The sequence below is a fragment of the Cupriavidus pauculus genome (assembly GCF_008693385.1).
Lineage (GTDB): Bacteria > Pseudomonadota > Gammaproteobacteria > Burkholderiales > Burkholderiaceae > Cupriavidus > Cupriavidus pauculus_D.
Genome location: NZ_CP044065.1, coordinates 1,361,905 through 1,386,968, shown reverse-complemented (window position 1 = coordinate 1,386,968; position 25,064 = coordinate 1,361,905). Strand labels below are relative to the sequence as shown.

General features: G+C 63.0%; 27 protein-coding genes. 8 read left to right on the top strand and 19 right to left on the bottom strand.

Annotation, left to right across the window (positions count from 1 at the left end; genetic code table 11):
- Positions 1-3: 3 nt before the first annotated feature.
- From FOB72_RS06315 to gtdA, 4 genes are all read right to left on the bottom strand, one after another.
- Positions 4-1,230, bottom strand: coding sequence for an MFS transporter (locus tag FOB72_RS06315; RefSeq protein ID WP_223851435.1), 1,227 nt, complete (start codon positions 1,228-1,230; stop codon positions 4-6).
- A 101-nt stretch (positions 1,231-1,331) separates the two neighbouring features.
- A complete protein-coding gene (gene maiA / locus FOB72_RS06310; RefSeq protein WP_150371749.1) occupies positions 1,332-1,973 on the bottom strand; it encodes a maleylacetoacetate isomerase in 642 nt (213 codons plus the stop codon).
- Positions 1,974-1,989: 16 nt separating this feature from the next.
- The gene (locus FOB72_RS06305) at positions 1,990-2,688 is read right to left on the bottom strand and encodes a fumarylacetoacetate hydrolase family protein (RefSeq protein WP_150371748.1); all 699 of its coding nucleotides are present in this window, start codon (positions 2,686-2,688) and stop codon (positions 1,990-1,992) included.
- A gap of 83 nt (positions 2,689-2,771) precedes the next feature.
- Complete coding sequence (gene gtdA, locus FOB72_RS06300) at positions 2,772-3,824, bottom strand: gentisate 1,2-dioxygenase (RefSeq protein WP_109581069.1); 1,053 nt, start codon at positions 3,822-3,824, stop codon at positions 2,772-2,774.
- A gap of 126 nt (positions 3,825-3,950) precedes the next feature.
- On the opposite strand from gtdA, the gene FOB72_RS06295 reads away from it, so the two are divergent.
- From FOB72_RS06295 to FOB72_RS06280, 4 genes are all read left to right on the top strand, one after another.
- Positions 3,951-4,883, top strand: coding sequence for a LysR family transcriptional regulator (locus tag FOB72_RS06295; protein ID WP_150371747.1), 933 nt, complete (start codon positions 3,951-3,953; stop codon positions 4,881-4,883).
- Between the two features lie 133 nt (positions 4,884-5,016).
- Entirely contained in the window at positions 5,017-5,520 is a 504-nt protein-coding gene (locus tag FOB72_RS06290; protein WP_109581067.1) for a hypothetical protein, read from the top strand.
- Between the two features lie 110 nt (positions 5,521-5,630).
- Positions 5,631-6,704, top strand: coding sequence for an alkene reductase (locus FOB72_RS06285; RefSeq protein WP_150373769.1), 1,074 nt, complete (start codon positions 5,631-5,633; stop codon positions 6,702-6,704).
- Between the two features lie 7 nt (positions 6,705-6,711).
- Complete coding sequence (locus FOB72_RS06280) at positions 6,712-7,446, top strand: pirin family protein (RefSeq protein WP_150371746.1); 735 nt, start codon at positions 6,712-6,714, stop codon at positions 7,444-7,446.
- 71 nt (positions 7,447-7,517) lie between these two features.
- On the opposite strand, the gene FOB72_RS06275 is transcribed toward FOB72_RS06280, so the two are convergent.
- The 3 genes from FOB72_RS06275 to FOB72_RS06265 form a co-directional block, all read right to left on the bottom strand.
- Positions 7,518-8,357 carry a VOC family protein gene (locus FOB72_RS06275; RefSeq protein ID WP_150371745.1) on the bottom strand — a complete coding sequence of 280 codons (840 nt, stop codon included), beginning with the start codon at positions 8,355-8,357 and terminating at the stop codon, positions 7,518-7,520.
- Positions 8,358-8,371: 14 nt separating this feature from the next.
- On the bottom strand, positions 8,372-9,220 hold the full coding sequence (locus tag FOB72_RS06270) for a fumarylacetoacetate hydrolase family protein (RefSeq protein ID WP_115952305.1): 849 nt from the start codon (positions 9,218-9,220) through the stop codon (positions 8,372-8,374).
- A gap of 92 nt (positions 9,221-9,312) precedes the next feature.
- Complete coding sequence (locus tag FOB72_RS06265; RefSeq protein ID WP_191002208.1) at positions 9,313-10,059, bottom strand: pirin family protein; 747 nt, start codon at positions 10,057-10,059, stop codon at positions 9,313-9,315.
- 216 nt (positions 10,060-10,275) lie between these two features.
- On the opposite strand from FOB72_RS06265, the gene FOB72_RS06260 reads away from it, so the two are divergent.
- Entirely contained in the window at positions 10,276-11,244 is a 969-nt protein-coding gene (locus tag FOB72_RS06260) for an alpha/beta fold hydrolase (RefSeq protein WP_150371743.1), read from the top strand.
- A gap of 82 nt (positions 11,245-11,326) precedes the next feature.
- On the opposite strand, the gene FOB72_RS06255 is transcribed toward FOB72_RS06260, so the two are convergent.
- Positions 11,327-12,226: a LysR family transcriptional regulator gene (locus FOB72_RS06255; protein WP_109581062.1), complete on the bottom strand. Its 900-nt coding sequence runs from the start codon at positions 12,224-12,226 to the stop codon at positions 11,327-11,329.
- A gap of 271 nt (positions 12,227-12,497) precedes the next feature.
- On the opposite strand from FOB72_RS06255, the gene FOB72_RS06250 reads away from it, so the two are divergent.
- Positions 12,498-13,373: a hypothetical protein gene (locus FOB72_RS06250; RefSeq protein WP_150371742.1), complete on the top strand. Its 876-nt coding sequence runs from the start codon at positions 12,498-12,500 to the stop codon at positions 13,371-13,373.
- Positions 13,374-13,410: 37 nt separating this feature from the next.
- Entirely contained in the window at positions 13,411-13,932 is a 522-nt protein-coding gene (locus FOB72_RS06245) for a hypothetical protein (protein ID WP_109581060.1), read from the top strand.
- A gap of 79 nt (positions 13,933-14,011) precedes the next feature.
- Here the strand turns inward: FOB72_RS06245 and FOB72_RS06240 are convergent, their stop codons facing one another.
- From FOB72_RS06240 to FOB72_RS06205, 8 genes are all read right to left on the bottom strand, one after another.
- Complete coding sequence (locus tag FOB72_RS06240) at positions 14,012-15,121, bottom strand: porin (RefSeq protein WP_150371741.1); 1,110 nt, start codon at positions 15,119-15,121, stop codon at positions 14,012-14,014.
- Between the two features lie 140 nt (positions 15,122-15,261).
- Entirely contained in the window at positions 15,262-16,629 is a 1,368-nt protein-coding gene (locus FOB72_RS06235; protein ID WP_191002207.1) for an MFS transporter, read from the bottom strand.
- A gap of 91 nt (positions 16,630-16,720) precedes the next feature.
- Positions 16,721-17,530, bottom strand: a complete 810-nt coding sequence (locus tag FOB72_RS06230) for a coniferyl-alcohol dehydrogenase (RefSeq protein ID WP_150371739.1) — start codon at positions 17,528-17,530, stop codon at positions 16,721-16,723.
- A gap of 30 nt (positions 17,531-17,560) precedes the next feature.
- Positions 17,561-19,012, bottom strand: coding sequence for an NAD-dependent succinate-semialdehyde dehydrogenase (locus tag FOB72_RS06225; protein ID WP_150371738.1), 1,452 nt, complete (start codon positions 19,010-19,012; stop codon positions 17,561-17,563).
- 13 nt (positions 19,013-19,025) lie between these two features.
- Positions 19,026-19,340, bottom strand: a complete 315-nt coding sequence (locus FOB72_RS06220) for a non-heme iron oxygenase ferredoxin subunit (protein ID WP_109581056.1) — start codon at positions 19,338-19,340, stop codon at positions 19,026-19,028.
- 10 nt (positions 19,341-19,350) lie between these two features.
- Positions 19,351-19,824: an aromatic-ring-hydroxylating dioxygenase subunit beta gene (locus FOB72_RS06215; protein WP_109581055.1), complete on the bottom strand. Its 474-nt coding sequence runs from the start codon at positions 19,822-19,824 to the stop codon at positions 19,351-19,353.
- A 1-nt stretch (position 19,825) separates the two neighbouring features.
- Positions 19,826-21,085 carry an aromatic ring-hydroxylating dioxygenase subunit alpha gene (locus FOB72_RS06210; protein WP_150371737.1) on the bottom strand — a complete coding sequence of 420 codons (1,260 nt, stop codon included), beginning with the start codon at positions 21,083-21,085 and terminating at the stop codon, positions 19,826-19,828.
- Between the two features lie 66 nt (positions 21,086-21,151).
- Positions 21,152-22,138: a 2Fe-2S iron-sulfur cluster-binding protein gene (locus tag FOB72_RS06205; protein WP_150371736.1), complete on the bottom strand. Its 987-nt coding sequence runs from the start codon at positions 22,136-22,138 to the stop codon at positions 21,152-21,154.
- 138 nt (positions 22,139-22,276) lie between these two features.
- Between FOB72_RS06205 and FOB72_RS06200 the strand changes: the two genes are divergently transcribed.
- Complete coding sequence (locus FOB72_RS06200; RefSeq protein WP_109581052.1) at positions 22,277-23,179, top strand: LysR family transcriptional regulator; 903 nt, start codon at positions 22,277-22,279, stop codon at positions 23,177-23,179.
- 72 nt (positions 23,180-23,251) lie between these two features.
- On the opposite strand, the gene FOB72_RS06195 is transcribed toward FOB72_RS06200, so the two are convergent.
- The 3 genes from FOB72_RS06195 to FOB72_RS06185 are packed head-to-tail and all read right to left on the bottom strand — an operon-like array spanning position 23,252 to position 24,961.
- Entirely contained in the window at positions 23,252-24,208 is a 957-nt protein-coding gene (locus FOB72_RS06195; RefSeq protein ID WP_150371735.1) for a GlxA family transcriptional regulator, read from the bottom strand.
- A gap of 19 nt (positions 24,209-24,227) precedes the next feature.
- On the bottom strand, positions 24,228-24,644 hold the full coding sequence (locus tag FOB72_RS06190; RefSeq protein ID WP_150371734.1) for a DUF2269 family protein: 417 nt from the start codon (positions 24,642-24,644) through the stop codon (positions 24,228-24,230).
- The gene (locus tag FOB72_RS06185; protein WP_150371733.1) at positions 24,641-24,961 is read right to left on the bottom strand and encodes a DUF3817 domain-containing protein; all 321 of its coding nucleotides are present in this window, start codon (positions 24,959-24,961) and stop codon (positions 24,641-24,643) included. The genes FOB72_RS06190 and FOB72_RS06185 overlap by 4 nt, the downstream gene beginning before the upstream one ends.
- Positions 24,962-25,064: the final 103 nt, after the last annotated feature.

Below are 25,064 nucleotides of genomic sequence, written 5' to 3'. Positions count from 1 at the left end.
GCGTTATCGCCCCGGGTTCGGCGCCGCCGCCGCGGGCGGCAGCTCCGTGCGGAAGAGCTTGACGGAGAGCGCGGCGGCGGCGAGCTCGATGGCGGCGAAGGCCATCAGTGCGGGTCCGAACCCGTAGTGCAGCAGCGCGCCGAATATCAGGCTGCCGAGCCCGAAGCCGACGAATAACATGAATACGTTGAGTCCCATGGCCTGCCCCGGCCGTTGGCCGCCCAGCGATGTCACGATGCCGCCGAACAGGGGCTGCGTCATGTCATAGCCAAGCGACAGGCCCATGGCGACCAGCGGCGCAAAGCCGGCAGGAAAACCCGTCAGCAGCACGATCGCCGCGATCCCGCTGATCGCCAGTCCCACCGGTACCAGCCTCGCACGGCCCCATCGATCCGCCATGCGGCCGATATAGGGGCCGAGCAGGAACCCCGGCACGCCATAGCCGAGCAGCGCAAGGCCCACCTGCCCCGCGCTCATGCCATATCGGTGCGTGAAATAAACACCCAGCCAGGTGAAGACGCCGGAATGGAAGATCGAGTTGACGAGCACGTAGCCATACGTCGTTCGCCCGCGCGGTGTGGCAAACAGGGCCTTGAAGCCGCGCATCACGTCGGCCAGCGTGCCGGCAACGGGCATCGCGGCCGCCGCGATGATGCGGCGAAAGGGAAGCAGCGTCAGGAACATGGCCGCGCCACCGAGCGCGACCACCAGGAACAGCCCGCGCCAGCCGATCGACGGCACCAGCAGTGCGCCGAGCGGCGAACCGAACGCCATGCCACCCGCCATGGCCCCGAACATCCAGCCCAGCGGACGGCCGCGTTGCTCGTAGGGAAACAGGCGGCCCACCAGCGCCAGACCAAGCGGCACCACTCCGCTTGCGCCCAGTCCTGTCGCCACGCGCCACCATGCCAACTGATCGATGGACGTCGCGGTGGCGGTAAGCGCGGTGAGAATGACGAAGGCGGCCAGCGACCCCAGCATGATGCGGTGAATGCCGAGCCGGTCGGCCAGCAGACCGTACACGAGTGTCGCGACGCCGTAGGGGATGAGATAGGCGGGCACGATCAATCCGGCGTGCTGCTCGCTGGTATGAAACAGCGTGGACAGCGCGGGAATGATCGGGGCCACCATGTAACCCTGAAAGAAAATGATGAACGTGGTGGCGGCAAGCACCCGCAACAGGCGCTCGCGCGATGCCGCGGATACGTGCGGCGATGCATGTGAATCCAAGATGCCGCTCCCTGGCGTTGCATTGAGCTACAACTCTAGGGAGTCGAAGGCATTCCCGGTATAGCGTGCAGCGAAACAGTGTCTTGCCCGCAGCGTGCGGTTCAGGCGATGTAGTCCGGTTGCTGGGACGGCACGGCCGCGGCGAACGCCGGGTGCAGCGAGGCGTGTTCGTAGACCCCGAGCGCATGCGGATACACGCTCAGGTCGCACCCCATGCGCATGGCGTTTGCCATCTGCGGTACCAGGCACACATCGGCAAGCGTGGGCGCGTCGCCAAAACAGTAAACACCGTGGCCATGCCGCTCCAGCAACCGTTCCACGCCCCGCATGCCCTCGTCGATCCAGTGCCGGTACCAGGCGCTCTTCTGCTCGGGCGAAACCTTGAGCACAGTCTCGAGGTAACGCAGCACGCGCAGGTTGTTGACCGGGTGGATATCGCTGCCGATGAGATTGGCCAGCTCCAGCACGCGGCTACGCTGATGGAGCTCTTCGGGAATCATCCGCGGTACGGGATAGCGGGCATCGAGCCAGTCGATGATCGCCATCGACTGGCCGAGCCGAAAATCGCCATCCGCGATCGCCGGCACGCATGCCGACGGATTGACGGCATCGACGTACTCCGACTCCTGATGCTGCAGGGCACGGATATTGACCGGCAGGTAGTCGTACGGCAGACCCTTCAGGCCGAGCACGATGCGCACCCGGTACGACGTGGAACTGTTGAAGAAGCTGTAGAGCTGCACAATAGGCCTCCGTACCTCAGATGACCCGAACGTTCAGTTCGCCAAGTCCCTCCACGGCGGTCACCATGAGGTCGCCTTTCACCACGGCACCGACGCCTTCGGGCGTCCCCGTGTAGATGACGTCGCCCGGTTCGAGGCGGAAGAACTGCGACAGGTAGGCCACCGTCTCGGGTACCGACCAGATCAGATGCGTCACGTTGCTCGACTGGCGGGTTTCTCCATTCACCGTCAGCGTAAGCGCGGCCTTCTGCGGATGTCCGACATCGGCGGCGCGATGGATCGGACCGATCGGCGCCGACGCGTCGAACGCCTTGCCGATTTCCCAGGGGCGGCCCATTTCGCGCATCTTCATCTGCAGGTCCCGCCGCGTCATATCGAGGCCCACGGCATAACCATAGACATGGTCAAGCGCGTCTTCGACGGCAATGTCCGAGCCGGACTTGCCGATCACGGCCACCAGTTCGGCCTCATAGTGGTAATTCCCGGTCTGCGACGGGTACGGCAATTCGAGTGTCTGGCCGTCCAGCACGGGCAGTACCGCGTCCGCCGGCTTGCAGAAGAAGAACGGCGGTTCGCGGTCCGGATCGAAACCCATCTCGCGCGCATGGGCGGCGTAATTGCGGCCCACACAGTAGACGCGGCGAATGGCGAAGGCTTCATCGGTACCGGCGACGGGCACGGATACGGTGGCGGGAGGCGTAAAAACGAACTTCATGGTCAGGTTTCCGGATAAGAAGGGTGAGTGCCGCCCCGGCGCGTCCGTCAGGCGCGCGCCGCTGCAGGCGAACTTGGGTGCAATCAGGTGCGCGCTTCGCGCAGCAGATTCAGTGCGGACAGCACCGGACGATCGGAGAAGCTGAACAGCACGGCGTCGTCGCGCGCGGCGAGTTGTACCGGTGCCCACGATGGCACGACAAACGTGTCGCGCGGCTCGAACTGGAACTGCGCTTCGCCGATACGCACCGTACCGCGCCCTTCCACCACGCTGTACACGGTGGCGTCGGTACTGCGATACGTCTTGCCCTGAAAGCCGGCGGGCAGCAGCTGCATAAAGGTCGCAATCGTCGGCATCGGCCAGCCGCCGGTGGCGGGATTGACGTAGCGCAGCTTCACGCCATCCCACGCATCGAGTTCGCCGTGGCGGAGCAACCGGTCCAGTGCCTCGCGCGACCGCGCATACGGGTAGCTGAACAGCGGCGAGGTCGGGTCCGTGACCCGGTGACGCACTGGCACCATGTTGTGGCCGAAGCGCGCGAGGCTATCCCCTTCGGGACGCAGCACCGGCTGCTGGGCTTCCGGATAGGTTTCGGCGAACCCGGCGTCGAATTGCTGCACGAGCGGAATGTCGAGGCCGTCCAGCCAGACCACTGGCTCGCCCCCGTCGTCGAGCGAGGGATTGCCATGGTCGTGCCACGTCCAGGAAGGCGTAATGATGAAATCGCCGGGATGCATGGTGGTCCGTTCGCCATTGACGGCGGTCCAGGCGCCCTTGCCTTCGACGATGAAGCGCAATGCGGATTGTGTATGGCGGTGACTCGGCGCCACCTCGCCGGGAAGAATCAACTGCAATCCCGCGTACAGCGTGGACGTGATGCTCGACTTGCCGGGGATGCCCGGATTTTCGAGCACCAGCACGCGGCGCACGGCCTCCTCCGCGCTGATCAGGCCACCCGCCTGCATGACCAGCGGCCGCACCGCTTCGTACTTCCAGATGGCCGGAATGACTTGCGGATGCGGTTCGCGCGGCACCAGCGCGTGCAGCGACTCCCAGAGCGGAGCCATGTTGCTTAGCCCGATACGCGCGTAGTAATCCGCCCGCGTGGCGCGCGTTTCCTCTCGATGTTCTGACATGTCGTCTCCGAATGTTCCGCGGCGCTTCGGTCGCGCCGCTCTACCTCGCTTTTATACGCGCCGCTCTATACTATTTGAAATGAATTTTCGCTTGGTTCGATACTAAAAAACATATAGGTGAGCATCATGGACTGGACGCACCGTTTGCGCCTCAGGCATCTGCATATGCTGCTGGCGCTGTCCGAGACAGGGAACATGAGCCAGTCCGCCGCGCTGCTCAATACGACTCAGCCAGGTCTTTCCAAATGGCTCAGAGAGCTGGAAGACGACATCGGAACACCGCTGTTCGAACGGCTGGCCCGCGGCCTGCAGCCGACCCCCGCCGGCATCGCCCTCATCGAGCATGCGCGGCGCATCCAGGGCCAGCTCGACAGCGCGCGCGACGACCTGCAAACGCTGAGCGAAGGCGGCAGCGGCCTCGTCGTCGTCGGCACCTCGGGGGCATCCGCGGCGGATACCGTGCCGCTCGCCGTGCTGAGCCTGCTGCAGCGAATGCCCCGCGCGCAGGTACGCGTGATCGAGGCGACCATGGATCGCCTGATGCAGCAACTGGCGCGTAGCGAACTGGACATCGTGGTCGGCCGCTCCGCGCCGGAACTGCAGGAAGCGCACATCCGCGCGGAATCGCTGTACATGGAACCCCTGCACTTCGTCGCGCGGCCACGCCATCCGCTGGCCGCGCGCAGCGATCTGTCGTGGTCCGATTTGCTGGCCTACCGCTGGGTCGTATGGCCGCGCGGCACACCGATCCGACACGCCATGGAGGCAGCGCTCGCGGAGGTGGGATGCGCGTTTCCTGTCGATACGGTGGAGAGCAATAGCACCATCCTCAACCTCACGCTGCTGAGCAATAGCGACATGATCGGCCTGGCCTCGCATCGGACCGCGCTCCGGCTGGAGGCGCTCGGCGCGTTGCGCATCGTGCCGCTTCGCCTCTCGGGTTTCGGATCGGTATCGATGTACTGGCGGGAAGACGGCATGCGGCGCTCGGCGGTCACGAACATGCTCGAGTGCCTGCGCCATGCCGGAAATCGTTCCATTCCTGACGTCATGGCGTGAGTTTCGGAGCCAGCGCCCGAAGCGATCACGCATTGCGTGCAGCGAAATGGTGACTTGCTCGATGAATCGTTCCTGAGTCCTGCGTCATTTGCCAGAATGGTTCCGTGTGGAACGATCTTTGGCGGTATCTCGTATGGATTCCCAGGAGCGTCGCAGACTTTTCGTCAGTAACACGAAGGCAGGCGCCAAGACCATTGCGCTCATGTCGGGTCTCGCGCAGGATGGCGCGCTGGGCAAACGGACAACGCTGCGAATCGCGCTATATCTGGCTCAGACAGGGCTATCTATCTTTACCATCGACACGTTGCGCGAGTCCGGGCGCACGCTCGGCCTCAACGGGGCCGAAATGACCGCCAACCAGCAGGGCGATAGCTACGACGCAAAAGCCACCGTATGCCTGCAATTCGTGTCCGCACTTATCCGGCACCGAGAGCCCACCGCGTTTGCGGCAAGCGTCCGGCATATGTCCGAGGCGGGCTATAGCCAGGCAGAAGTGCTGGAGGTCATGGCGCAGGTCAGCCTGAGCAGGTTGCTGTGCCGGATGACCGCGGTGGCGGTTCCGCCCGGCGAGCGCGTCGAGCATCCAGGCGCCGCCCTCCCCTTCATGATCGCGTCCCAAGAATCGTCATCCCGATGACCATGCGCGCATTGCTGCGCGAATGGAACAATCTGCTGCCGGAAATGCCCTTTATCCAGCATCGGGCGCAGACCATTATTCATCATCATCCCATCTACGAGGAGTTCGTTATGAAGACCATGTTCGACCCGATCCACGTTGGCGGCTACACGCTGAAGAATCGTGTGGTGATGGCACCGATGACACGTTCGCGCGCACTGCCCGATGGCACGCCGGGCGATCTGGCGCCGCTGTACTACGGCCAACGCGCTGGGGTGGGCCTCATCATCAGCGAAGGCACTCAACCATCCGACGATGGTCAGGGCTATATCTCGACGCCCGGCATCTACACCGACGCGCACGTTGCCGGCTGGAAAAAAACGGCCGAGGCGGTGCACGCGAAAGGCAGCCGCCTGTTCATCCAGCTGATGCACGTGGGCCGCATGTCCCATCCCGACAACACGCCCCATCATCGCCAGCCCGTGGCCCCCTCGGCAATCGCGCCGGGCGCGCAGATGTTCACGCTCAAGGGCATGCTGGATATCCCCGTGCCGCGCGCGATGACGCAGGACGATATCCGCCAGACCATCCAGGATTTCCGGACCGCGGCGCGCCGCGCGATCGAGGCCGGCGCGGATGGCGTCGAAATTCACGGTGCCAACTCGTATCTGATTCACCAGTTCTTCGCGCCCAGCGCCAACACCCGTACCGACGAATACGGTGGCTCGATCGAAAACCGCGCGCGCTTCGCCATCGAGGTGACCAGGGCCATCGCCGAGGAAATCGGCGCGAACCGCACCGCCATCCGCCTCTCCCCGGGAAACAAGATGGGGGGCATCGACGAAGGGAGTGAAGGCCCGGATCTGTATCGTTATCTCGTGAAGGAACTGGACTCGCTCGACCTGGCCTACATCCATGTCATGCACCTCGGCAACGAGCAGCTGCTGGCGGACATTCACAAGCTCTGGCAAGGTGTGCTGATGCTCAATCGCCCCGGTCGGGCGCGGGCCGATATTGGCAAGGACATCTCCAACGGTCTGGCCGATCTCGAAGCCTATGGCCAGATGGTCCTTGCGAACCCCGACTTCCTCGAACGCGTGAAGGCTGATGCGCCGCTGAACGAACCTCAGCGCGCAGGCTACTATGGCGGTACGGCGCAGGGCTACACCGACTATCCGACGCTGGCGGAATCCAAGGCGGCGTGAGTCCGGCATGCTGATCACGACCCACCTCAAGCCGTTCCGGCACGGCAATCACTTCCGCGCCAACGCATTACGAGGGGCGGCCTCGCTGATCGACCCGTTTCTCGGGGTCGATCATGCGTGGATGAGCGGTCCGACGTTTCCCATGCATCATCATGAGGGGATGTCGGCCGTTTCGTACCTGTTCCTTGACTCCGAAACGAGCGTGGACAACCACGACTCGCTCGGTGCCCGTCATCTGATCCGCCCGGGCGCGCTGCACTGGACGACCGCGGGCTCCGGCATCGACCACGAGGGGCAGCCTGTCGAGACAGGAAAAATTGTCCACTCGCTGCAGATCTTCGTCGACCTCGCACCCGAGCGTCGAAACATAGATGCCTTCACGCTGACGCTGGAACCGGAAGACATCCCTGTGGTGCAAACCGTCGATGCCACCGTTCGTATCCCGGTGGGCGGCTTTGGGAAAACTCGCTCGCCTCTCGTGCCGCCGACCGATGTCACATTGCTGGACATCACCGTGCGTCCGGGCCGGTCACTGGCGATTCCGATCGCAGCCGGCGAGCGGGCATTTTTTCTTCCGATCTCGGGGATGGTGACGCTCGAGGAAGAATCGTACGATGCCAGCGATCTTCGTGTTCCGGTCTACCTCGCGCAGGAAACCGCGCGGCATGCCATGCTCCATGCTCCCTACGGCGCACAGGTCATGTTTTTCACCGGTCCGTCGCTTCAGCCTCGATCGCGCTAGCAGCAAACTTCCGCGATGCTGATCCACGCCTCATGCGCGGGCCGGCGCCAGCCGGACCCGCGCATTGTCATTTACGTCCGGATCCAGCCACGTCCCCACGAATTCAGTGTGTGCTCCTCGTGCGGCCACACCCCCGGCGACTGCCCGGCGCGGACATGTTCGAGTTCCGCCGACAGCTCGACGCGGTTTCCATCGGGATCGGTAATCATGAAGAACAGGTTATTGCCTGGACCATGCCGGCCCGGGCCGAAGAAGATGCCGCGACGGACCTTGGCAAAGCGATCGCCCCAGTCCCGGATATCGTTCCAGGAGCCGGTTTCGTAGCAGTGATGATCCCAAACGTTGTTCGAGCCCTGGAAGAACGCGAGCGTATGGTGCTCGTCGTCGGATCGCAGGAAGCAGGTCGTGATGGAACCATCGTCGGCGACGACTTCGTCGGAGATGGCAAAACCCACGCGATTCACGTAGAAGTCCACGATTGTCGCGAGGTCCGTGGTCTGGAACACGGTATGCTGCAGCCGCGCGGCCATCCGATCCGGTCGGCGCCTTGTACGCGGAACGCCGAACAGCAAACGCCGGCCTTGCGGATCGGTTACCGAGAAGGCGCCGGGCTCGAAGAACACCTCGGAACCGATGCCGCCATCCCGGGCGACGTCGGAAAGCCTCTCGCGCAACACGGATAGTTCCTCGCGCGTTCGCGCCGCATACGCCGCCATCGCGAGCTCGCCGCTCGCCCCGGGATGAATCACTATGGCGCGCTCGCCGCCCGTCAGCCCGTAGATGCCGTCCGGCGCCGCGACGGCATCCAACTCGAACAAGTTCCGATAGAACTCGGCCAGTTGCCCGGGGGACTCGCTATGCAGATGCAAATGATGCAGCTGGAGCGGAGTGGTACTCTGCAAGGTCGTCATCGTGCTCGCCCCCGTTATTCGTCGCGGATCCCGTTCCGCAGGATGCCGATTCCCGAGATTTCCACCTCCACGATATCGCCTGGGCGCATCCACAGCGGAGGATTGCGGAACGCACCGACGCCGCCCGTCGTGCCGGTAATGATCACGTCTCCGGGCCGGAGTTCCGTGAACGTCGAGCAATAGGCGATGACATCGCCAACGCTGAAGATCAGGTCGTCGGTACGGGCCTCTTGCACGATCTCGCCATTGAGGCGCGTGGTCAGCGTGAGCCGGGACGGATCGGGGATCTCGTCCGTCGTCACGAGCCACGGACCGAAGCCCCCTGTGAGGGGAAAGTTCTTGCCTGGAATGAACTGGATGGTGTGCTTCTGCCAGTCGCGTACGCTCCCGTCGTTGTAGCAGGCGTAGCCGGCCACGTAGTCAAGTGCGTCGGCGGCCGGTACATGACGCGCGGTCTTGCCGATGACAACCGCCAGCTCGCCTTCGAAGTCGAGCTTGTGCGAGGCCGTGGGCCGCACGATCGGTTGTTCGTGTGCAACCTGGGAGTCGGCGAACCGCGTAAAGAACATCGGATACTGGGGCATCTCGCGACCGGTCTCGCGAACGTGCGATGCATAGTTGATACCGACACACAGGATCTTCCCCGGGTCGACGACGACCGGCAGATACGTGATGTCCGCGAGCGGGATCGTCGCCGGCACAGTCGACGCAAGCTCACCGATACGGACCAGGGCCCCCGTCGAAAGCGCTTCGCGAAGGGTGGCGCCCACCTGCGCCCGGTAAGGGGCAAGGTCGAGAACCTTGTCGCCCATTACTACACCAAAGCCAGGATGGCCGCCATGAACAAAGCTGACAAGCTTCATAGAATCTCCGTAGTGTTGTCGTGAATACCGCTTCTCTCTTCAATTTAGGCAGACGTCTGCCAAAATAATGGCACCACGTCGGTGTTACGGCGTCACCCGGCAAAGCGTCGGATCCGCGGAGACGGACAGCCCATGAGCAACATCACCTGCGCTGCGCCATGTCGGGCCCCGACACACGCAGCGTAAGGCTCTTCGCGCGCCGGCAATATTGGCAACTGCAGTTCGGCAGGGTCGAAGCTCTGGCCATCGACGATCATGGTCCCCGAGACCGGGAGCAGCATCGCGCAATGATCTGGAGGCACGGGTATGGATACCTCGGCCATGTCGTTCAATGCGATATCGAGCATGGTGATCTCCGCGGCGAGCTCGAGCGACGATCGCGTGGCACCGTGGGCCCCGGCCAGGACGCGGACTATCCCACCCGGCGGCAGGTCTGCAGGAATATCCTCCGGCGCCAGTTGACACGGCGCGGTGGCCATACGGTCGCGAACGCTGGTCAGCGACACGCCGACGTGGACGGCATGCACGGTCTTCCCTGGCTCGAGGGGCGCCTGCTCCGCGAGCGCATGCTGTCCGCTCGTGGTCCAGCTGATTCCGCCGGGACGCACGACGCGCTCGACACCCGACACCTCCCTGATACGAAGCCCCGTTTCGGAGTCCGGGAAAAGATAGGACACATAAGGGGCGTTCGTATGCTGGCAAACCGGCCCTGCGGGACCGCATATCCAGACGTGGTCGACGTTGACGAAAGGCGCCATCGCCGACTTGAGGCCGCAGAGCGAAAATGCGCGGTAGTGCGAACCCTCTCTCACCCGCTGAAGCTCACCTATGACCGACATTCGGCGCCCCCCCTCCGTTCACCTGACGCGTATGATGTTCCTCCTCACATCACAAATAAAGACAGAAAGTGGAGACCTTTGATCCATCGATGGGACAATCGGCTCTTGACGGCGACCGCATTCGCGACGCGTAAAACATAATTTCGCTGCACGACATATCGGGCCGGCCACTCATTCCCCTAGAGTCGCATCACTCAACGACGCTCAGGGGAAGTCATGAATCGCATCGCCGCCGCATGCGCGCTTGCAGCTGCCATCGCCGTCACCGACGCCGCACAGGCGGCCACCGTCAGCTACCAGACGGTAGCCATCGATGGCGTCAACATCGCCTACCGGGAGTCGGGGGATCAGGCGAAACCCGCCATCCTGCTTCTCCATGGCGTTCCCAGCTCTTCACGCATGTACGACGCACTGATGCGCAGGCTCGGGGACAAGTACCACCTCGTGGCCCCCGACTACCCAGGCTTTGGCAATAGCGACGCGCCCGATCCGGCGACGTTTTCCTATACCTTCGACAATCTTTCGAAGGTCATGCAGGCGTTCACCGACACCCTCGGCTTGCAGCGATACGTGCTCTTCATGCAAGACTACGGCGCGCCCGTCGGCATGCGGATGGCCGAGGCACGTCCGCAGGCCGTGCGAGCGCTCGTCTTCCAGAATGGGAACGTGTACGAAGCGGGCCTTGGCGCAATGTGGTCACAGCGCAAGGCCTTCTGGACGGACCGCGCATCGCACGAAGGCGAAGTCGTCCGCGTGCATCAGTCGGTGGCCGCCACGCGCGCGCGCCATATTGGCAGCGACCCCAATGTCGCGGCCTACGATCCGGATTTGTGGATGGACGAGTACGCCTATCTGAATCGGCAGGGCCAGGCCCGCATTCAGGCAGACCTGATCTACGACTATCAATCCAACATAGCGGCGTACCCGCGCTGGCAGGCATGGCTGCGAAAGCAGCAACTCCCTACCCTCGTGGTCTGGGGCAAGCACGACCTGGCGTTTACGGTGGCTGGCGCCGAGGCATTCCGGCGTGACAATCCGGCAGCCGAAGTGCACGTGCTGGACGGCGGGCACTTCGTCATGGACACGAGGCTGGATGACGTGGTGACGCTCACCGATGCCTTCATGCAGAAGCCTGGACGCGCCCAATCGGGCGCACGCGTCGAATCCGCGGCCCAGCAGAGGTAGCGGCAGTCATCGCTGCTTTGCCGTATTCATGGGGAGCCTCGTTACTGCGTAACGCAAACGCATTTAGCCGATTTTCGGCCTCTCAATTTAGATGTTGATGCGCGCGAAGCCGATGCACGAGCAGGTCGATAAAGTTGCGGACCTTGGTGGATCCGAGGCGACTCTCCCGGTGAACGACGTGAATGGGCCACGGCGTCTCCTCATACTCCTCCAGAACGATCTTGAGGCTCCCATTATGGAGTTCGTCCGAGACCATGTACGAGAGCAGCCGGCAAATGCCAACGCCGGCAACGGCGGCCTCCACCGCGGCATCATTGCTGGTCACGGTAAGTCGCGGCGTGGTGCGAACCAGGGTCGGCTCTTCGGCGGCACCGAACTTCCACTCCGCTCTTCGGGAAACGCTCGTTGCCGCGATGATCGTGTGACGCAGCAGATCGGCGGGGTGCTGAGGAATGCCATGCTTGCGAAGATAGTCCGGCGACGCACACAACACGCGACGCACCTGCCCCACGCGCAGAGCTTTAAGGCTCGAGTCAGGCAGGTTCCCGATCCGCACGGCCACATCGATGCCCTCATCCATGAGGTTCACCGTGCGGTCCAGAAACATGGCCGACACTTCGACTTCCGGGTATTCGCGCAGGAAATGGACGATGCACGGCATCACGAACGCCTTGCCGAACAGCACCGACGCCGTCACCGACAAGTTCCCCCTTGGCGACGCGTTGATACCGGCTGCCGCCTCATTGGCTTCGACGATGCTCGCGAGGATATTTTTGGCATCGTCGAGATAACGCCGGCCGGCCTCGGTCAGCCGTACGCTGCGGGTCGTCCGCAATAGCAGCTTCACGCCCAGGCGCCCCTCGAGGCAGGCAATCGCGCGAGTAATCGCCGCGGGCGAGAGATCGAGTCGGCGGGCTGCACCAGCAAAACTTTCATCCTCCCCGACCGCCACAAAAACGGTCATTAAATGCACGTGATCCATTATTACTCCCTGCGAAATTATGTGTTGCACCCTGCATCTATTCTTGTTTTACAAATTATTTCGCAGAATTTCCGGATCGGCAATACACACGAAACCTTTCCAACATCAATCGTTTGGCTGGCGACTTGAATTGAACACGATTCCGTACTATAGCAACCCTCTTCCTTTATTATTCGATTATGGAAGTCCAGACTTACAAGATGCCGACCTGAGCATTGTAAAATAGAACGATTTCTTGCATATTCTGCTTTAAATTTCGCGCGTGAATTTTATGGGCGACAAAGGTCAATTCCACTCACAAAACAATGTTCCGGAATTAGGGCCGAGAACGACGGACGCTCGCAACCTCAGGCCCGATCTGGTCCTTTCCTCGCTACAGATGGTCGTGTTGGGAAGCACCGATGCTTCCGGGAACCTGTGGGCCTCCCCACTGTTCGGGCCGGGCGGCTTTGCACGACTCGGCAATGCATCGCTGACGATCAGCGTGCCGAAACGATACCGCGACGACGACGATCCGCTCTGGAAAAATGTCGGCCACAACAATCAGGTGGCAATCCGGGCCATGGGGCACGGCGGGGCCTGTCACCTCGGTGGCGAGATCTCGAGTTTGGATGCGCGAGGCGCGGAAATCGTCATCACCCGGGCATCGGCCGGTGCCCCGCCGACGAGACTCGATGAAACATCGTTTGAGGTGGGGAACCCATGCTTGCCAGTCCAATCCGCCGCCGGTCTGGATCTTCGCGGCTCGGTCCAGATCATTGCCCGAGGCGCGGACTGCGCCTACGTCGTTTGCCAGTCAGCAGTCGGTCCCGTCATCTCCGCATTCAGCGGTGCCGCCGGCTTTATCGGTGTCACGGACCAGACGACGCTCCGTATCGACGCGCCGGCGGACCCGAGCTTCAACAACGCATGCGCCAGCGGTCCCGAGGCGATTGCCGCTGGGCTGTGCATCGCTGACGTCGGGCGCAAGCAGATTCTGCAGCTCACCGGCACGATGTCGGTCCGCCCGGACGCAAATCTGGCGGCTCGTTCGTGGGACTTTCGCGTGGGCAAATGGATTCTTCGCGACATTGCCCAGCCATTGGCGCCAATCTCAGCGGCGCCCGCGGCGATTGCCAGCAATATGCTGCGCGTCGGGCCCGACTAGCGTCGTAGCGACGACCGCAGCTCACGTGACTGTCATCATGGACTCGACTCATCATGCGCGCGCCGTAACGGAGGTGCTCGAAACACAGGCCGGCGCCGGCACCGTCGCCCTGCTCTCCGATCTGGCCGACGACGGGCTGCTAGGCAGACAGACGACATTGCGCATCACGCTCTTCCTTGCGCAACTCGGCTTGTCGATCTTCTCGATCGCCGGCCTGTGCGAAAGCGGTCGCGCCGAAGGCCTCAATGGGGTCGAAATGGCCGCCAATCGAATGGGGAACAGCGATGTTGCCAAGGATGCGGTCTGTCTCGCGTTCGTGCGCTCCCTGCTCGACAACCCGGATGTGCCGCTGCGCAATGATCTGCAACGGATGTCGGACGCGGGATATCGGCAAGATGCCATTCTCGAAGTCATTGCGCAGGTCAATCTGAACCTTTCGCTGGTCAACATGGTCGCGGCCATCGAACCCGGCGGCGTGACTTCGTCGATCGGTATCGCTAACACGTCCGCTTATCCGAGATTGATCGCACCATCGAAGCCAGCGGGCCCGCCGGGCTGAAGCTACGATCATCGTTACGCAGTAACGAGACCCATTGCCGCTCAATCCACCCAGGTAGTGGCGCGGCCAATGAGTGCGATCAGAACGTATGCTTGATGCCCAGCATGGTCCCGAATTGACCGCGACCCGGCCCCGGCGTCGCGCCAGCCGCATTGAGGCTGACCGAGAACGCGGCCTGGCCGCCGTTGTCGATATAGCCCGCGGTAGCGTAAAGCGATGTGCGTTTGGACAGGCTGTAGACGCCGCGCAAGGCATATAGAACCGCCTTGTTGCCGCTGTCGTGGAAGCGCAGATAGTTGACCTGTGCGCCGATATTGATGACTGGCGTGATGTCGTAGAGTGCGCCCGCATACCAGAGATCGCTACGCGGGGTAACGCTGCCGCGATTGTCGCGCCGGATCCAGCCCGCGCCCAGCTTGGCCCGGTCGATCAGCATGTAGCCGCCCAGCGACAGTCGATCGTCACGAAGACTGCTGCGCGTCAACCCGCCGAATGCACCGGGGCCGCCCCGCAACGAGTCGTAGGCTGCGGACACGCCGAACCTGGACGTTTCGTACAGGACCAGTGCAGACCATTCGCGGCACGCCCGCTTGTCGGCCGCATTCTCGCCCGCACAGTTGGTACCTACGGGGCTCGGACCGGCGTTGACGCTGTCCCGCCCGAAGCTGTAGGTGGCCCCGAGCGTCAGCCCTCCGAACTTTCCTTTGTACGAGATGGCGTTATCGGCCCGGGCATTGGGCAGGTAGCTGTCGAGCGAGCCCGTGCCATAGACGTTTGGTCCGAACACATCGGCGTCAAGCGTGGCCCAGAACAGCATCGTGTATTGCCGGCCCACCGCGACCTGGCCCCAGCTGTCCGCAAGACCCACATACGCCTGGCGTCCGAACAGCCGGTTGCCTTGCCCGGACGTGCCGGCATCGGGCGCAAAGCCCGACTCAAGAACGAAGACGCTCTTGAGGCCGCCACCAAGGTCTTCGGTGCCGCGCATGCCCCAGCGCGACGGCACGGTGCCCGTCAGGTTTGGCACCTTGGTGACGCTGTGGCGTGCCGGACCAATGCCGTTCATGTATTCGACGCCGGTGTCGATCACGCCGTACAGCGTCACGGACTGCGCCAGAACGGCCACTGGGGTCGCCGCCAGTGCAACGCCTGTCAGCAACGATCGATATAACAGATGCGAGCGGTTCATTTCGATGTCTCCTGTCTTTGTTGTATGGCGCGGATGGCTCGGCCGGCATGAGAGGTGGCACGGACGAGCGCATCCACACGGGCACCTCTTGTGGGTGCCCGCTCATGCGGGAACTACTGCGATGGACGGCGCGTGGGCGATCAGCCCGCGCCGGATGGCGAGCTGGCGTCGTCGAGCGCCCTGGGCTCTGCCGCCTGCCGTTTGGACAGACTGATGGCGAATGACGCGACCGATGCAATCACTACCGGGACGGCCGCGACCATGAAGAGATGTTTCACCTCCCATTGCTGGGAGAGGAGAAGGCCACCCACCACGGGCCCCACCACCGAGCCGGCTCGACCGATACCGAGGGCCCAGCCCACGCCGGTCACGCGCATGGCCGTGGGATACGACTGCGCGGCGAGCGCATTGGCACCGATCTGCCCGCCGATGACGCAGAAGCCTGCTCCAAAGATCGTCACCACCAGCATGGGGACCGACTGCCCCGCGCCGCCCACCAGTACGATGAAAACGGCCGCAAGCAGATAGATCGCCGCGAGTGCGCGGAACGGGGACACCCTGTCGAATACGCGCCCCAATACCAGCGTGCCGACCGTACCGCCGATCTGCAGCATGGAAGTGATTAGCGCAGCCGACTCCACCGGCACGCCGGTATCGCTGATGACGGTCGGCAGCCAGTTGGCCAGGAAGTACATGTCCATCAGGCTCATGAAGAACACGATCCACAACAGCACCGTGAGCCATGCACGCTTCTCCGCGAACAGCTGGCGCACCGGTGATTTCTGCGATTGCTTCTCGTCGGCTCGTACCGTGAATACGGCGTCGTCGGCGATGGGCGTGCCGAACTTGCGAAGAATGCGTAGCACGCGCGCCTTCTGCGCATTCCTGACCACGAGGAAGCTTGGCGACTCGGGCAACAGATACCACGCGGCCACCGCCGCCAGGCACGGCAGCACGCCGCCGACGATGAACACGGACTGCCATCCAAGATCGCGAATCAGCGCTGCGGCGACGAACCCGCCCAGGGCCGCGCCGAGCGAGAATCCGCAGAACATCAGCATGACGGTCGTCGCACGCACGCGCTCCGGCGCGAACTCGCTGGTCAGCGCGATCGCGTTCGGCATCACGCATCCGAGGCCCAGGCCGGTCATCAGCCGGAGAATGAGCAGCCATTTGACGTCAGGCGCAAGCGCCGTCAGCAGCGACATGACGCCGAAGTAGAAAAGTCCGGCCAAGAGGACCGGACGACGACCGAAACGATCCGAGACCGGACCGCCCGCCAACGCACCCAGCATCATGCCGACCAGGCTCGCCGAGAACACGGGACTCAACTCGGCCCGGCTGATCAGGAACTCCTTGCTGATGGCTGGTGCCACGAAACCAATGGCCTGCGTATCGAATCCATCAAGGAATACGATGAGCGTGCAGAGTGCCACAACCAGCAGCTGGTATCTGCTGAATGGACGTTCGTCGATGAACGTCCGGATATCGATGCGGGGGCTTGCCATGATTGTCTCCTCCATGTTTTTCAAATTCAGCAGGTACGTCCATGCTCCGATGGCTCGCCCCGCTTTCCCAGGTTGCGCAGCGTGCCCCGCGTTACCGAACCAGACCGGATGGCATATCGAGAAGGCGCGACGACACGAGCCCACCATCCGCCATGACGTTTGTGCCCACGACCCAGGCACTCTCCGGTGCCAGCAGGAAGGCAATCACCGGCGCGATATCTTCCGGACGCCCTAGCCCACCCGCGCGGCGAATCGCATCCTCGACGTTCGCCTGACCCAGCGATTCGCGAAAATCATTGAGAATCGGCGTGTCGGTCGGCCCGGGGCTCACGCAGTTCATGCGTACATGGTTCTCGTCGCGGAATTTCGATGCGTGATGCATCGCCCAGACGATCAATGCTTCCTTGAAGTACGGATAGGCCTGCGCGTCGGTTACCGGATGGCGCGCGAGCCAGGCCATGCCCTCCGCGAAGCCTTCGGTGCGGGCAAGCGCCAGATGCTGGGGCAGCCGCTGCTGCCAGCCCTGACCCGCCGTCGATGCAACGTTTACGATCGCGGCGCCGCGCCGGAGCCTGGGCAAGGCGCGCTCGGTCAAGTGGCGAAGCCCAAGATAATTCACGCGCGCGACCAGATCCGCGCCGGCGGTTCCGGGCACGCCCGCGACATTGCATAGCGCGTCAAGCCCCGATGGCAGCTCGTCGATTGCCTCATCGATCGACGCCGGGTTGCCCAGATCGACGGCGATGTGGTAATCGACGGCGAATGCCGGCTTTACGCGATCCAGCGAGATGATGATGGCGTCGCGATCGGACAGCAGCCGGGCGGTCTGTGCGCCGATGCCCGATGCCGCGCCGGTGATGGCAACAACGGGTCGATGAGCGGGGAATTCGGTCTCGTTCATGTTCTGCATCGATAGGTATGGGCAACGGCGTCAGGCCTGCCGGTGAATCGTCTTGGTATGGAGGTACCCTTCGAGTCCCTCCTCACCGCTCTCGTAGCCATAGCCACTGTCCTTCACTCCGCCGAACGGCGCCTCCGCGACCGACACCGCGATGTTGTTGATCGCCAGCACGCCCGCCTCGATCTCGCTGGCCAGACGCGCCTGCGCGGCGGCGGAATCGGTGAATGCATACGATGCGAGCCCCAGTTCGGACGCGTTGGCAGCAGAGATCGCCTCGTCGACATCGGCCACCGGCGTGATCAGTGCGATGGGGCCGAACGCCTCCTCGCACGTTGCGCGGGCGCTGGCGGGCACATCGCACAGCACGGTGGGCGCGTAGAAGAACCCGCGATCGCCGATGCGCGTGCCGCCACTCACGATGGTGCTGCCCTGCTGCACGGCATCGTCGACCAGACTCTGGACACCCAGAAGCCGGCGATCGCTGGCCAGCGGCCCCATTTGCGTTTCTGGGTCTAGCCCATTGCCGACGCGCAGTTGCGAGGCGTATTTGCCGAACGCATCGACGAACCGTTCGTAGACAGACGACTGAACGAAGAAGCGGGTCGGCGAGAGACAGACCTGGCCAGCATTGCGAAACTTGGCCGCCGCGGTCTGTGCGACCGCACTATCGATATCCGCGTCGCCCATCACGATGACCGGCGCATGCCCTCCGAGCTCGAGCGTCACCTGCTTGAGGTTGTCGGCCCCTTGCCGCGCCAGCAGCTTGCCCACCGCGACGGAGCCGGTGAACGAGACCTTCCGGATGACCGGGGAGGCCAGCAGCCGAGAGGAAACATCGGCGGGCTGTCCAAAGACGAGATTGATCACGCCGGCGGGCACGCCGGCCTCGACAAAACATGCCACCATCGCCGCGACGCCCGCAGGCGTCTCTTCCGCGGGCTTGATGACGCATGAGCAACCCGCGGCCAGTGCACCGCCTAGCTTCCGGCCTGCCAGCAGCACCGGCATGTTCCAAGGCGAGAACAGCGCGCATGGGCCCACCGGCTCCTTCTGCACGAAGATCTGGGCGCCTGCAAACTGGGACGGCACAATGCGCCCATAGATCCGCCGCGCCTGCTCCCCGTACCACTTGATCATGTCCGCGGCAACGGTGACTTCCGCGCGCGCCTGCACGAGCGGCTTGCCTTGCTCCAGCGTGATCAGGCGGGCAATGTGCTCGCGACGTTCGAGCATCAGCGCCACGGCTCGCTCGATGAGCCTGCCCCGCTCGTAGGGTGTCACCTTGCGCCACAGCGCGAAGCCGGCTTTCGCGGCCAGAATGGCCTCGTCGAGATCGGATGAGGATGCGTGGCTCAACTCGCCCAGCACAGCCTCCGTTGCCGGATTCACGATACGCGTTGCGGTGGTGGCCGTCCCCTCGCGCCAGATGCCGTCGATGTACTGCTGCGGCACGTTGTATGCCGCGTCGTTGGAATGCGTCATGATGAGGCCCCGATCAATCGATTCCGACCATCACCTGGCCGTCCTCGATACGAACCTCGTAGGTCCGGAGCTTCTCCGTCACGGGTTCGCAGGTGGGATGACCGTTGCGGACGTCGAACTTGCCCTGATGCAACGGACATTCGATCTCGTGTCCGTCGACAAAGCCGTCGCAAAGACGGGCATTGCCATGGGTGCAGACGTTGTCCGTCGCATATACCTCGCCGTCCACGTCATATAGCGCGATATCGCGCCCTTCGATCTGGACGCCGATGACGTCGCCTTCCGGCACCGCGCTGCGCGGTGCGACAACCAGCCAATGGATAGTCATGCCGGATACCTCAGATCGGATAAATGATGGAGTTAGGAATCATCTCGGAGTCGAACACGCAAATGCGGGATGCGAACCGGAGCCCCTGCGGCGTGCGCTGTACGACATCGACATAGCGGCCGGTGTTGAAGACCTCGGAGAGCTTGCTCTGCTTGGTACGAAACACGGCGTAGTTCGCCTCGGCGCGAATGAGGGAGCCGTCGTCGCCCAGTACGCGTGGCGCGCCGACGACGTGCCGCTGATAGTACGGATCGTGGAACAGCGTCTCGCGAACACCGAACACACGGTCCTTCAGCATGCCCTTGCTTTCGAGCGACATCGTCGCTAGCGGAAAGCCTCGGTCGAAGTTCTCGCGCGGCTGCAGCTTGTAGACACACTCTTCCATGAAGAACTCGGGCCAGCGGTCCCATTCGCCGTTATCCAGCGCAGCCGCATAGTCGGCGTACAGTCCGGTCAGTTGGGAATAAGTCGGGAAATCGAGCACGTCATACCTCCATCACGCGGCGCCAGTAGGCGTACATGCCGCGAATCAAACCTTCGGTCACCATGTGGTCGGTGTTCTCGTAGTCGACCCCGCCAAGTTCCGCGATCGTTTCCTGCCCCGGTTTTTGCGTGAAACCTTCCTGCGAGAACTCGATCACCTCCCCGTCGTCCGCGGAGACGAATCCCGCCGGACCGAAGAGATTTGCCTGCCGCAGACGCCGGCGTTTCATTTCTTCGCTGTCGGACTCGAAGCCGAAGTGCGTCCAGACGAAATCGAATGCATCGGGGCCGCTCGGGATAATCTGGCGCGTCGACATGCAATTGACCTGCTGCTGGATGATCACGCTCGGGAACAGCGTCATCATCACGACCGTGTGGTCGCCCCACCAGTCTTCCTGCACGACGTCGAGCAGGCGATCGTCCTCCAGGGCCATGCTTTCCTTGAAGCTCGTGATGCCCTGCGTGACGGCGCTCGATCCGCCCGAGTTGCGGCGCGACATCATCGCGCCGTGACGCCGGTGCACATCCATCACCGTGGCCGACTTCTGATCCGCACGCCACAGTCCGAAAGTCACGAACCAGGTATGCAGAAGACCCGCGTGATACGGATCCTTGATGTTCTCCAGCATCAGTTTCCAGTTCGCCGGAATGCGCTGGCGCGAGTAGCCGTGAATCACCAGCTTGCGCCCGTCGAACACGCGGTCGAAATACCGCACGATGTCGGGCCCCAGAAATTCCTCGAGCGGCTCGACGTCGTGATCGAACGACGCGAACACCACGCCATTGCGCACCGCGACGCCGAGCCTGGTCAAACCATGGTTGTCCGGACAGAAGTCCTTTGGCATGCCGCCGTTGACCTTGCCATCCTGCTTCAGGCCGCGCCGAAACGGCACGCCCTGCAGGTTGCCTTTGAGGTCATAGCTCCACTGGTGATACGGGCAGACGAGATCCTTGCGGTTGCCGTTGCGATCGCGGCAAAACGCGACGCCGCGGTGCGCGCAGACGTTCTCCACGACGTTGATCGAACCGTCCTTGTCGCGAACCATGATCACAGAGCGTTCGCCGATCTCGGTGCGCTTGAAGTCGCCGTGCTCGGGAATCTCGGCTTCGAGGCCGACATAGCTCCAGTGCTTGCCGTAGAAGATGCGATCGAGCTCGCGGCGATACAGATCGTCGTCGGTGTAGGCCCAGAAAGGGACGCGGCTTGAACCGTCCTGCTTCCAGGCCCTGCGATCGACAAATTGGATGGGTTGTTCGGACATCACGGTCGTCTCCGAATAGGGCGTCCTATGCGTGGGAGCGCCCTGTTTCTCTTGGGGGTAAAAGTCTTAGATGCCGGTTGCGTAGAACGCATCCGCATAGATGCGTTCGAGGGGCAATCCTCGCTGCCGCATCAGGATCTGCGCCGCCTCCACCATCGGCGGGGCCCCACAGACATAGGCTCGCCAGCCCGTCAGGTCGGGCAGGTCCTGCGCCACGGCATCGGTGACCAGGCCACCGCGATAGCCGGAGCCGTCCGCATCCTCGCTGACGACGATGTGCACATCGAGTCCCGGGTGCCTCGTTGCGAGGTCCCGCAACATGTCGGCGCCGTACAGGTCCCGCGGACTACGCACGCCGAAATAAAGGCGGATGGGGTTGTCCATATCCGCTGCCAGCGCGCCACGCACGATCGACAGCACTGGCGCCAGCCCGGTGCCACCGGCCACGCATAACATCGGCCCCTTGTGCAGGCGACGCAGGTAGGCGGTGCCGAGCGGACCGCTCACGCGCACGGTGTCTCCTTCCCTGAGCGTCTCGGCGATATAGGTCGAAGCGCGACCGCCCGGTACGAGCCGCACATGGAACTCGAGCTCGTCATCGCCCTCGATGTTTGCCATCGAGTAGGGCCGGATGTGGCCGGAGGCGAACTGGAGCGTGGCGTATTGGCCCGGCGAGAACGAAAGCGGCTTGTTGGTGCGCAGGCGCAGCCGACGGATGTCATGCGTGAGCGCGTCGATGCCGGTGACGACGCCTTTGAGCAGCTTCGCCGGATGCACGACGACCTCGTCCGCCTCGGGGATTTCGATGGCACAACTGCCTGTCAGCGTCGTCTGGCAGGCGAGCACGAACTGGCCGTCGTTGACCGACGCCGAGAGTACGTCGCGCCCGGATTCGACTACCTTGCCTTCGGTGACCCTGCAGCGGCAGGTGCCGCAGCGGCCGGCCAGGCAGCTGTATGACACGGGTACACCGTGCTTGCGCAGCAGCTCGAGCAGATTCGATCCGGATTCGATCGGAATCCTGTGGTCTGTGGGGAGAACGGTCAGCTCCATATTGCGTCTACCTCGGTCCGACGTGTTGGGTTGTCGGACTGAATGTTGGTAGAAGCCCCGCTATTAATAAATAGAAAGGCAGCAATACAATGAATCACTGCGCGTGATATAGCCCAACGCCTCAGGAGGCCAAGGACCATGGATCTGAAGGACGTCGACCTGAATCTGCTGCTCGTATTTTCGGAGTTGCTCAAGCAGCGCCGCGCGTCCAGGGTCGCGGAGACGCTCGGCATCTCGCAGCCTGGCGTCAGTAACGCCTTGAACAGACTGAGAAAACTTCTCGGGGACGAACTGTTTCTGCGCACCTCGCGTGGCATGGAGCCGACGCCCTATGCCCAGCAGCTTGCGGAGCCCATCAGCTACGCGCTCAGCACGATTCACAGCACGCTGAATCAACAGGTCAAGTTCGATCCGATGACCAGCAAGCGCGCGTTCACGATTGCGATGACCGATATCGGCGAGATTTATATACTGCCGACGCTGACGGGGTTGCTCGAGAAGATCGCGCCTGGCGTGACCATCAGCACGGTGCGAAACGCGACCGTGAATCTGCGCGACGAGATGGAGGCCGGCCGTGTGGACCTGGCCGTCGGCTGGATACCGGACATGAAGACGGGCTTCATGCAGCGCCGGATTCTACGTCACAGCTATGTCTGCCTTTTTCGCAAGGGGCACGCGCTGGACAAGGGCACGCTGACGCGCGAGGAATTTTGCGCGGCCAAGCATGTGGTCGTAGTCTCGGCGGGTTCGGGGCACGGTGTTGCCGACGAGACGATGAAGCGATCGGGCGTGGAGCGCGACATCCGGCTGGTCGTGCCTCACTTCGTGGCGGTGGGCCATATCCTGCATGAGACGGACCTCGTGGCGACGGTGCCGGAACGCTTCGCGGAACGGTGCGCCGAACCGTTCGGGCTCTCGTACGTACCCTGCCCCGTGCCGCTACCCGAAATCGCCATCAACCTGTTCTGGCACACCAAGTATCAGCGCGACCCCGGCAACCGGTGGCTGCGGGAACTGCTATTCGAGACGTTCAGCGAATGAGGCGGCTTCAGGCAAAGGGGGCTATCTGTTCGCGCTTCCTTCTGCTCAGGTGAGAGATGGTGATGCCAAACATCAGTCCGCCATCCGTCGCAGACTCTGCGGCGGATGTCCCGTGATTCGGATGAATGCCCTGCGCATGCGCTCAGGGTCCGCGAATCCCACTACCTCGGCGATTTTTTCAATCGGTTCGGCACTCCGTTCCACGCGGTGACGCGCCACCTCGACGCGCAGCCGCTCGACAGCCTTCGCGGGGGTCTCGCCGGTCTCGGCCAGAAACGTTCGTCCGAACTGGCGCGGACTGAGGCAGGCAATCGACGCCAGTGTTTCAGTAGACAAGGACGCATTGAGGTTCTCGCGCATATAGCTCAACACCTCCCGCATCCTGTCCGACTCCGGTTCCATGTCCGCCAGCGCGGAAAACTGAGACTGCCCACCGGGCCGACGGTGATAGACCACGAGGTGTCGGGCCACCGACAGGGACTCGGCGTGGCCGAGGTCCTCCTCGATGAGCGCGAGCGCGAGGTCGATGCCCGCGGTCACCCCGGCCGACGTCCAGATATTGCCGTCCTTGATGTAAATGCGGTCCGATTCAACTCGGGTGCCGGGAAACATCCGTTGCAACTGACGCGAGTGCTTCCAGTGCGTCGTCGCGCGACGACCCTCGAGCAACCCCGCCCTGGCCAGAATGAATGCCCCCGTGCAAACGCTGCCGATGCGCCGCGTACCGTTCTGTAACGCGGTCGCAAGATGTGCGTCAATCGCCGGCAGCGTGGCCGGATCGTCGGACACCTCCCCACCCACGACGAGCAGCGTATCCAGCGTCGATGGCATCAACGAAGTCATGATCCGCAAACCGCCGGAGCTGGCAACGTCTCCGCCGGCATGGGACACCACGTGGCAACGGTATGGCGGCGCGCCGGCGCCGGATCCCGCCAATTCGAAGGCCGCGAGCGGACCGCTGAGGTCCTGTATCTGAAAGCCTGGATAAACGAAAAAACCGATATGCCGAAGCGCGAGCGAAGCGTCCATACTCAACACGGGCTCTGGCTCATGCCGGCTTCGCCACGGCCAGCACCGCAATGCACGCAAATGCCGCGACTAGCCATGGACCCAGCCGCCAACGCGTCACCTCGGCGCCGCCGGCCAGCCGGCGAAGTTTTGCGACTTGCATTCCATGCGCAGCGGCGACCAGCAGCGCAATGGCAAGCTTTCCATATAGCCAAGGCGCGCCAAACCACCCGCCAGATCGGACGAGGACGAACCCCAGTACCACCACGAGCAGCATCGAGGGTGTGGTGACCGCCCTGTCCCATCGACGAAGCGCGCCTGCCACCGACGCGACGTCTGCCGCGGCTTTGCCGGCAGCCCACAGAAACGCCGCTACAGCTATCACGCCTGCGGTAAACATCAGCGACGCGGCGACATGCAACGCCTTGATCCAGGGGTATAGCGCCAAGGCACTCATTGGGCCTGCCCCTTTTCTATCGTGTCGATCTTGCGGGCAATGAATGTCGCGTTGAAAAAGCCGCCAAGCGGGAGCACCGCCAGCAGAAACACCCGTAGTAATTCGCGGCGCGGCCACCCTGCGCCGGAGACGGCCTGTATGGCGATCCACAGATAAATCAACAGCGCGAGGCCATGCAACGGACCCAGAATCCGTACACCGATCGGCCACCCACCCAGATGCTTCAACGGCACGGCGATGCCAAGCAGAAGAACAAGCGTGGTGCCCTCGATCACGGACGCGATTTCGAGATGACGAAGTATCGACGGCGACTGCATGGAGTAAAGCCCCCGGTCTGAAAAAACGAAACCGTAGCTTTATATCGCGCACTCGGGCCAGGACGTGAGTGGCAGAAATGACTAATTACGATCATTTTCTGCC

Coding starts and splice junctions, on each gene's coding strand:
- FOB72_RS06305 (WP_150371748.1), bottom strand. CDS start 2,688: ATGAAGTTCGTTTTTACGCCTCCCGCCACCGTATCCGTGCCCGTCGCC.
- gtdA (WP_109581069.1), bottom strand. CDS start 3,824: ATGTCAGAACATCGAGAGGAAACGCGCGCCACGCGGGCGGATTACTAC.
- FOB72_RS06295 (WP_150371747.1), top strand. CDS start 3,951: ATGGACTGGACGCACCGTTTGCGCCTCAGGCATCTGCATATGCTGCTG.
- FOB72_RS06290 (WP_109581067.1), top strand. CDS start 5,017: ATGGATTCCCAGGAGCGTCGCAGACTTTTCGTCAGTAACACGAAGGCA.
- FOB72_RS06285 (WP_150373769.1), top strand. CDS start 5,631: ATGAAGACCATGTTCGACCCGATCCACGTTGGCGGCTACACGCTGAAG.
- FOB72_RS06280 (WP_150371746.1), top strand. CDS start 6,712: ATGCTGATCACGACCCACCTCAAGCCGTTCCGGCACGGCAATCACTTC.
- FOB72_RS06275 (WP_150371745.1), bottom strand. CDS start 8,357: ATGACGACCTTGCAGAGTACCACTCCGCTCCAGCTGCATCATTTGCAT.
- FOB72_RS06270 (WP_115952305.1), bottom strand. CDS start 9,220: ATGAAGCTTGTCAGCTTTGTTCATGGCGGCCATCCTGGCTTTGGTGTA.
- FOB72_RS06265 (WP_191002208.1), bottom strand. CDS start 10,059: ATGTCGGTCATAGGTGAGCTTCAGCGGGTGAGAGAGGGTTCGCACTAC.
- FOB72_RS06260 (WP_150371743.1), top strand. CDS start 10,276: ATGAATCGCATCGCCGCCGCATGCGCGCTTGCAGCTGCCATCGCCGTC.
- FOB72_RS06255 (WP_109581062.1), bottom strand. CDS start 12,226: ATGGATCACGTGCATTTAATGACCGTTTTTGTGGCGGTCGGGGAGGAT.
- FOB72_RS06250 (WP_150371742.1), top strand. CDS start 12,498: ATGGGCGACAAAGGTCAATTCCACTCACAAAACAATGTTCCGGAATTA.
- FOB72_RS06245 (WP_109581060.1), top strand. CDS start 13,411: ATGGACTCGACTCATCATGCGCGCGCCGTAACGGAGGTGCTCGAAACA.
- FOB72_RS06240 (WP_150371741.1), bottom strand. CDS start 15,121: ATGAACCGCTCGCATCTGTTATATCGATCGTTGCTGACAGGCGTTGCA.
- FOB72_RS06235 (WP_191002207.1), bottom strand. CDS start 16,629: ATGGCAAGCCCCCGCATCGATATCCGGACGTTCATCGACGAACGTCCA.
- FOB72_RS06230 (WP_150371739.1), bottom strand. CDS start 17,530: ATGAACGAGACCGAATTCCCCGCTCATCGACCCGTTGTTGCCATCACC.
- FOB72_RS06225 (WP_150371738.1), bottom strand. CDS start 19,012: ATGACGCATTCCAACGACGCGGCATACAACGTGCCGCAGCAGTACATC.
- FOB72_RS06220 (WP_109581056.1), bottom strand. CDS start 19,340: ATGACTATCCATTGGCTGGTTGTCGCACCGCGCAGCGCGGTGCCGGAA.
- FOB72_RS06210 (WP_150371737.1), bottom strand. CDS start 21,085: ATGTCCGAACAACCCATCCAATTTGTCGATCGCAGGGCCTGGAAGCAG.
- FOB72_RS06205 (WP_150371736.1), bottom strand. CDS start 22,138: ATGGAGCTGACCGTTCTCCCCACAGACCACAGGATTCCGATCGAATCC.
- FOB72_RS06200 (WP_109581052.1), top strand. CDS start 22,277: ATGGATCTGAAGGACGTCGACCTGAATCTGCTGCTCGTATTTTCGGAG.
- FOB72_RS06195 (WP_150371735.1), bottom strand. CDS start 24,208: ATGGACGCTTCGCTCGCGCTTCGGCATATCGGTTTTTTCGTTTATCCA.
- FOB72_RS06190 (WP_150371734.1), bottom strand. CDS start 24,644: ATGAGTGCCTTGGCGCTATACCCCTGGATCAAGGCGTTGCATGTCGCC.
- FOB72_RS06185 (WP_150371733.1), bottom strand. CDS start 24,961: ATGCAGTCGCCGTCGATACTTCGTCATCTCGAAATCGCGTCCGTGATC.